The following is a 5,681-nucleotide window of genomic DNA, read 5'->3' as shown; positions in this document are numbered from 1 at the left end:
GCCGACGGCCGCGGCTCGATCTCCTACGACCCGGACAACCACGACCGCATGGTCCGGCTGCGCCAGGCCAAGATCGACGGCATCCCGGTCGACGACATCACCGTCGACGACCCCGACGGCGACGCCGAGGTCCTGGTGCTGGGGTGGGGCTCCACGTTCGGGCCGATCGGGGCGGCGTGCCGCCGTGTCCGCGCCTCCGGGCTCTCGGTCGCCCAGGCCCACCTGCGCAACCTCAACCCGATGCCCGACAACCTCGGCGACGTCCTGGGCCGGTACCGCCGGGTGATCGTGCCGGAGATGAACCTCGGGCAGCTCGCGATGCTGCTTCGCGCGAAGTACCTGGTGGACGCGCGTTCCTACACCAAGGTGGCCGGGCTGCCGTTCCAGGCCGAAGAGCTCGCCGGTGTCCTCACCGACGCCGTGAAGGGGGACCTTCCCGCATGACCGCGACCGATCTGCCCACACCGTCGCTCGGTGGACTCGACCTGGTGCCGACCACCGACGAGACGCAGAAGGCGAAGGACTTCACCTCCGACCAGGAGGTGCGCTGGTGCCCGGGCTGCGGGGACTACGCGGTCCTGGCGTCGGTGCGCTCGTTCCTGCCCGAGCTCGGACTCAAGCGCGAGAACATCGTGTTCGTGTCCGGGATCGGCTGCTCGTCCCGCTTCCCGTACTACCTCGACACCTACGGGATGCACTCCATCCACGGCCGCGCCCCGGCGATCGCGACCGGGCTGGCCGTGACCCGGCCGGACCTGTCGGTGTGGGTCGTGACCGGCGACGGCGACGCGCTCTCCATCGGTGGCAACCACCTGATCCACGCGCTGCGCCGGAACATGAACATCACCATCCTGCTGTTCAACAACCGGATCTACGGGTTGACCAAGGGGCAGTACTCCCCGACCTCCGAGGTCGGGAAGGTCACCAAGTCCACCCCGATGGGCTCGGTCGACGCCCCGTTCAACCCGGTCTCGCTCGCCCTGGGCGCCGAGGCGACCTTCGTCGGGCGCGCCCTGGACTCCGACCGCAAGGGCCTGACCGAGGTGCTGCGCCAGGCCGCCGCGCACCGCGGCGCCTCCCTGGTCGAGATCTTCCAGGACTGCCCGATCTTCAACGACGGCTCCTTCGACGTCCTGCGCAAGGGCGACGAGGTCAACCAGCGCCTCATCCCCCTCGTCGACGGCGAACCCATCCGGTTCGGCAACGACGGCGAGTACGGCGTCGTCCGGGCGGCGTCCGGCGGCCTCGAGGTCCGGTTGGTGTCCGAGGTCGGCGAGGACGCCCTCGTGTCCCACCACGCGGACGAGCAGGACCCGACCCAGGCGTTCGCGCTCTCGCGCCTGTCCGACCAGGACCTCACCCACACCGTCACCGGCATCTTCCGCTCGGTGCAGCGCCCGACCTACGACGACGGCGCCCGCGCCCAGGTCACCGCCGCCGCCGAGCAGGCCCAGCAACGGGGCGACAACCTGCAGGCCCTGCTCACCGGCAAGGACACCTGGGCCGTCGCACCCACCCCGGAGGGCGAGGCCTGACGACAGCGTGAGCGGGATGTCGTCGTCCGTGGCGACGACATCCGCTCACGTGGCGCGCAGCGCCACCTCGCGGCCCACGTCGACGGCCTCGCGCAGCCGCGCCTCGTCGGTCTCGAGCTGGCTGACGGGCCGGGTCCCTGCCGGCGGGCGCAGCGCGTGGACGACGTCGGCGTAGCGACCCGTCAGGTCCTCCTCGTCGGCGAGCTGGCGCTCGTAGCGGGTGCGCCAGGCCTTCGCCGCCCCCGGCGCGGAGCGACTCAGCACGGTCCGGGCGAGCACGTCCCCGGAGCGCCACGGCGGCCGCACCGGGTTGTCGGCCCGCCGGGTGCGGAGCAGCAGCACGTGCGTCGCGCCCTGGGCCAGCGGGGTGCGGAACGGCAGCGTCTCGGCGAGGGCCGCGTCGAGATAGCGCCGCCCGGCCAGCGCGACCGGCGGCCCGCCGAGGACCGGGAGGTGGGTCGAGGCGCGGAGGGCGTCACGCAGCGACCCGTCGTCGTGCACGAGGTCGGAGAGGTCCACCGAGGCACCGGTGTCCGCGTCGGTGGCCATCGGGTGCAGTGGGGTCGCCGCCTCGCGTACCGCCGCCCAGTCCATCGGGACGACGCGACGGTAGAGCTCGTCGACCACCCAGCGCATGTCCACCAGGGGCTTGCCGAGCGCGAGGCGCTTGATGCCCGTCACCCGGTGCATCACGCCGGGCCGGTACCAGGCGGGGATGCCGCGACCGGTCGCGCCGGCGACGAACCACGCCCCGTTGATCGTGCCCGCGCTCGCCCCGTACACCGCGTCGAACACCGTCGAGAGCCCCGCCTCCGCGAGCCCGAGCACCATCCCGCCCGAGAGCGTCGCGCGGGAACCGCCACCCTCGACGGCCAGCGCGACGCGGAAGGGGTCGTCACGGTCGCCGCGCTCGCGACGCGCCCGGAGGATCTCGATGACGGGGTGCACGACGCATGTTCGCGCACCGACCGCTCCCGGGTCGACGTGGGCCCGTTGATCAGGAGCACACGGGGCAGCGTTGGCCCCGCCGAGCCTGCGCTGTGTGCCCCTCGCGCGAGAGGTCCCGCGGCCGACGGCCCACCCGCCCCGCCCACGTTGATCAAGAGCACACCACGCACGTCAGGCTCGAACTCGACCTGCGCCGTGTGCCCTTCGCCCGGACGCCCGCCGAGCCCGCGCCTCACCCCGTTGATCAGGAGCACAGGGGGCAGCACCGAACCCCGCCGAGCCTGCGCCGTGTGCCCCTCGCCCGAACGCCCGCCGAGCCCCGACCAGGTGTGCCGCGTCAGACAGCGAACTCGGCTGCGCGGCCCGTCGTCGGCGTGGTGAGGTCGAGGTGTGGCCGACGAGGGTGCACCAGCCGGCGTCGCCGACCCGACGGCCCGGCCACCCCGCTCCGGCCTCGTCGCCGCGCTCGGCGCCTACACGCTCTGGGGCACCTTCCCCGCGTTCTGGCCGCTGCTCGAACCCGCGGGCTCGGTGGAGATCCTCGCCCACCGCATCGCCTGGACGCTCGTCGGGATGCTCGTCCTGCTCACCCTGCTGCGGGGCTGGTCGCAGCTGCGGGGGCAGACCTGGCGGACGTGGGTGATCATCACCGGCGCCTCGGTGCTGATCACGGTCAACTGGGGCGTCTACATCTGGGGCGTCACCCACGACCGGGTCGTGGAGAGCGCCCTCGGCTACTACATGAACCCGCTGGTGTCGGTGGTACTGGCCGTCGTCGTGCTCGGGGAGCGCCTGCGCCGGGTGCAGTGGGTGGCGGTCGGGATCGCGACGGCGGCCGTGGCCGTGCTCTGGGCGGGGACGGGCGCGCTGCCGTGGGTGTCCCTCGTCCTCGCGTTCAGCTTCGGCTTCTACGGGCTGCTCAAGAAGCGGGTGCCGCTCGCCCCGGTCGCCGGCCTGACCGCGGAGGGCTTCCTGCTCGGCCCGATCGCGATCGGCTACCTCGTCTGGCTGCAGGCCGTCGGCACGGGGACCTTCGGGCACGGGACCGCGCACACGCTGCTGCTGATCTCCGCAGGCCCGGTCACGGCGATCCCGCTGCTGCTGTTCGCCGCCGGGGCCCGGCGCCTGCCGCTGGCCACGCTCGGGCTCCTCCAGTACGTCAACCCGACGCTGCAGTTCGGCTGGGGTGTGCTCGTGGAGCACGAGCCGATGCCGCCCGCACGATGGATCGGGTTCGTGCTCGTCTGGGTCGCCCTGGGGTGCTTCGCGGTCGACGGCTGGCGCGCCCACCGTCGGGAGGGACGTGAGCGGTCGGCGGCCGCAGGTCAGCCGACCCGTTCCACGGTGTAGTCCAGCAGGGCCGACAGCGCCGCCCGGGCGGGCCCGGCGGGCAGTCCCGCGAGCTCGGCGCGGGCCGCCTCGGCCTGGGCGTCCAGGGCCGCGCGGGTGCGGGCGAGCCCGTCGGACGCGCGCAGAATCTCGAGCGCCTCGGCGACCACCGCGTCGTCGGTGATCTCCTTCTCGCCGACGCCGAGCTCGCGCAGCCGTGCGGCGGCCGCGTCGTCGTCGGCCAGGGCGTAGAGCACCGGCAGCGTCGCGACCCCCTCGCGGAGGTCCGTGCCCGGGGTCTTCCCGGAGTCCCCCGACGGCGAGGCGATGTCGATGATGTCGTCCGAGACCTGGAACGCCGTGCCGATGATCTCCCCGAACCGGCCCAGCGCCTCGACGTGCGCCTGCTCCGCGCCCGCGAACATCGCCCCGAAGCGGCCCGCGGTGGCGATGAGCGACCCGGTCTTCTCGGCGACGACCGCCATGTAGTGCTCGATCGGATCGTCGCCGCGCGGTCCGCGCGTCTCCCGCATCTGGCCCGTGACCAGCTCGGCGAAGGTCTCCGCGATGATCCGCACGGCCTCCGGACCGAGCTGCGACACGAGCCGCGACGCGTGCGCGAACAGGTAGTCGCCGGTGAGGATCGCGACGGTGTTGTCCCAGCGCGCGTTCGCGCTCTGGGCCCCGCGGCGCATCACGGCCTCGTCCATGACGTCGTCGTGGTACAGCGTCGCGAGGTGCACCAGCTCCACCGAGGTGGCCGCGACGACGACGTCCTCGCTCGTCGCCCCGGACGGGGCTGAGCTCCGCCGGGCCGCGTCTCCGGCCGCCACCTGCGCCGCGAGCAGGGTCAGCAGCGGCCGGAACCGCTTGCCGCCCGCCTCGATGAGGTGCAGCGAGGTGTTCTCGACGAAGCGGTAGTCGCTGTGGACCTCCCGCCGCAACAGGTCCTCGACGCGGTCCAGCCCGGCCGTCACCTCGGTGGCGAGCGCCTCGTCGCCGATCGGGAGGCCGGCGACCTGCGTCGCGGCAGTGGGCGAGGGGCCAGCCGGCGAGGAACTCTGCACGATCACATTGTCGCCCTTCACGACGTACCCGACCTGCCGGGTCCGGCGGTCAGCCCAGGAACCGTGCGGCCGCGGCCCAGTCCAGGGCCGCCGTCGGCACCACCCCGAGCAGGAGGGTGACCGCGACGCCGAGGGTGATCGACACCGTCGTCATGGGGCCGGGCAGGCTCACCGAGGGCCCGTCGGCGGCGGGCGGCGAGAAGTACATCATCACGATAACGCGCAGGTAGAAGAACGCGGCGATCGCGCTGCACACCAGCCCGACGATGACCAGGGGGGCCATGCCGTCGGCCAGGCCCGCCGAGAACACCGCGAACTTCGCGGTGAACCCGCTGGTGAGCGGTACCCCGGCGAGGGCCAGCAGGCAGAACGAGAGCGCGGCGGCCACCACCGGGGATCGGGTCGCCAGCCCCGCGTAGGCCGAGAGGTGGTTGTTCTCGCCGTCTCCGGAGCGCACCAGCGAGACCAGCCCGAGGATCGCGATCGTCGTGAAGCCGTAGGCCAGCAGGTAGAACAGCGTCCCGGACAGGCCCGCCGGGGTGATGGCCAGGCATCCGATGAGCAGGAACCCGGCGTGCGCCACCGAGGAGTACGCGACCATCCGCTTGAGGTCGGTCTGCGTGAGGCCCAGCAGCGTGCCGATGACCATCGACGCGATCGCGACGGCCCAGAGCACCCCGCGCCATTCCAGCACCGTGGTGCCGAACGCGACGCTGAACACCCGCAGGATCGCGCCGAACGCCGCGACCTTCGTGCAGGCCGCCATGAACGCGGTCACCGGGGTCGGGGCGCCCTGGTAGAC

The 5,681-nt window shown here is 73.1% G+C and carries 5 protein-coding genes and 1 pseudogene; 3 read left to right on the top strand and 3 right to left on the bottom strand.

Features of this window, described 5'->3' with window-relative positions:
- Both VGI02_RS26130 and VGI02_RS26125 read left to right on the top strand, forming a co-directional pair.
- Positions 1 to 444: pseudogene (locus VGI02_RS26130) on the top strand (2-oxoacid:acceptor oxidoreductase subunit alpha); the annotation flags it as partial.
- Complete coding sequence (locus tag VGI02_RS26125) at positions 441 to 1,535, top strand: 2-oxoacid:ferredoxin oxidoreductase subunit beta (protein ID WP_331632474.1); 1,095 nt, start codon at positions 441 to 443, stop codon at positions 1,533 to 1,535. The pseudogene VGI02_RS26130 and the gene VGI02_RS26125, both read left to right, overlap by 4 nt.
- 45 nt (positions 1,536 to 1,580) lie before the next feature.
- Here VGI02_RS26125 and VGI02_RS26120 read toward each other — a convergent pair whose 3' ends face one another.
- A complete protein-coding gene (locus VGI02_RS26120; protein WP_331632472.1) occupies positions 1,581 to 2,483 on the bottom strand; it encodes a patatin-like phospholipase family protein in 903 nt (300 codons plus the stop codon).
- Positions 2,484 to 2,873: 390 nt separating this feature from the next.
- Between VGI02_RS26120 and rarD the strand changes: the two genes are divergently transcribed.
- Positions 2,874 to 3,833, top strand: coding sequence for an EamA family transporter RarD (rarD, locus tag VGI02_RS26115; protein WP_331632470.1), 960 nt, complete (start codon positions 2,874 to 2,876; stop codon positions 3,831 to 3,833).
- On the opposite strand, the gene VGI02_RS26110 is transcribed toward rarD, so the two are convergent.
- Together VGI02_RS26110 and VGI02_RS26105 are read right to left on the bottom strand one after the other, a co-directional pair.
- A complete protein-coding gene (locus tag VGI02_RS26110) occupies positions 3,809 to 4,879 on the bottom strand; it encodes a polyprenyl synthetase family protein (protein ID WP_414638385.1) in 1,071 nt (356 codons plus the stop codon). The genes rarD and VGI02_RS26110 overlap by 25 nt on opposite strands.
- Positions 4,880 to 4,928: 49 nt before the next feature.
- On the bottom strand, positions 4,929 to 5,681 hold a 753-nt coding region (locus tag VGI02_RS26105), incomplete at its 5' end, for an NADH-quinone oxidoreductase subunit N (protein ID WP_331632468.1).

Origin of the sequence: Actinomycetospora sp. (assembly GCF_036497245.1) — a bacterium.
In the GTDB taxonomy this organism is placed as follows: domain Bacteria; phylum Actinomycetota; class Actinomycetes; order Mycobacteriales; family Pseudonocardiaceae; genus Actinomycetospora.
The sequence above is the reverse complement of the archived record's forward strand: the minus strand, read 5'-3'. Positions and strand labels throughout refer to the sequence as shown.

Bases quoted from the DNA above. Each gene is read 5' to 3' on its own strand.
- VGI02_RS26125 (WP_331632474.1), top strand. From the start codon at position 441: ATGACCGCGACCGATCTGCCCACACCGTCGCTCGGTGGACTCGACCTG.